Consider the following 1,435-nt stretch of genomic DNA (forward strand, 5'->3'; position numbering starts at 1 on the left):
AGGCGGGCGCGCTGCTCGCACGCTGACCCGGGCGCCGCGGCGCGCGGCGGCGGCCGCGCTAGGCCGGAGCAACCGCGCGTTCGTCGGCGAAGAAATCGGCCTCGATTTCGCGGATGCGCCGGCAATCCTCGAGCAGCCGCTCGAACGTCGGGCTGTAGAGGCCGACCGTGCCGAGCGCCGTCTGCAGGTCGGTGGTCACGCGCAGCGTGTCGCCGACCTTGATCCATTGCTTGAGACCGACGAACGACGGCAGCGCCTGGATCGCCTGCCACGTGAAATCCTGCCGGAGCACACCGTTGCGTGACGACAGCAGCAGCACGTGGCCGCAGTAGCCGCGAAAATTCGTCGGCGCGGTGACGTCGCCGAACAGTCGTTCCGGATGCAGCACGGCTTCGACGGTGGCGGATACGTGGTTCTCGCCGCTCACCGCGCTGGTCAGCCGCGGGTCGAGGCTGCCGTGCAGCCGCGCGTTCAGTTCGACGATCGTCGGGCCGTCGGCCGTATCGAACAGTTCGAGGTGGGTCGGTCCGAAGCGCACGTCGAGTGCGTCGAGCACGCTGGCCGCGTAATCGAGCAGCGGCGCGTAGCGCGGGTCGGCATGGTTCAGCACCAGCATCTTGTCGAGCCGCGGCGCATGCGTGCGGTCGCGGTGCACTTCCCACAGGCTGACCACGCGATGGCGGCCTTCGAACGACACCGAATCAACGATGTATTCCTGCCCCTCGGAATAACTCTGGATCACGATGTCGTCGTTCGGCTGGTTGTACAGCGAACGGGTGGCGAGCACGTCGCGCGCGGCCGCATCGACCTGCGCGAGGGTCCGGCAGATCTTCACACCGGCCACGCCCGCGCTGCGCGCCGGCTTCACCACGAGCGGCAGTGTGGCCTGCGCGCGTGCCCATTCGAGCGCTTCATCGACCGACGTACTGTGGAAGTGCGCCGGTGCGCGCAGGCCGGCCTGGCGAATGCGTTCGTTCATCGCGAACTTGTCGCGTCGCGCGGCCGAGGTCGCGAGCGGGTTGCGATACGGCACGTCGAGCCGCTCGGCCAGCGTGTCGGCCAGCTCCAGCGCTGCGTCGAGGCCGTGCAGCACGGCACCGATCCGCAGGTCGCTCAACTGCGCGAGGGTTGCGTCGATGTCGCCGCGATGCTCGACCTGGCGGACGTAGTCGGACGGATTGAACTGGTTCCGGTAGATGGCCGGCAGATCGGGGGCGCTGATCACGTGCGCGCAACGGATGCCGTACGCGCGAAACGCGGGCGCCAGATAGGCGGCCGTCGACGCGCCGTCGACGATCAGGACGGTATCGATGAAGCGATGCTGCATGGAGTCCTCGCTCGGCTGGGGAATCGGTTGAAGGATGACGGACCGCACGCGATCAGGGCCGCGTGCCGGCAGGCGGTGCGTCGCCGCGCCAGCGCGCGGCCAGCACGA

Annotated in this window: 1 protein-coding gene; it reads right to left on the reverse strand. The window is 68.9% G+C overall.

Annotated elements, in window-relative coordinates; genetic code table 11:
• Nucleotides 1-58: 58 nt before the first annotated feature.
• Nucleotides 59-1,435 (reverse strand): ATP-grasp domain-containing protein (locus F3J14_RS34890; protein WP_247682367.1); only part of this gene is annotated, 1,377 nt, incomplete at its 5' end.

It is taken from the genome of Burkholderia sp. Tr-862, from assembly GCF_011753085.1.
Lineage (GTDB): Bacteria > Pseudomonadota > Gammaproteobacteria > Burkholderiales > Burkholderiaceae > Burkholderia > Burkholderia ambifaria.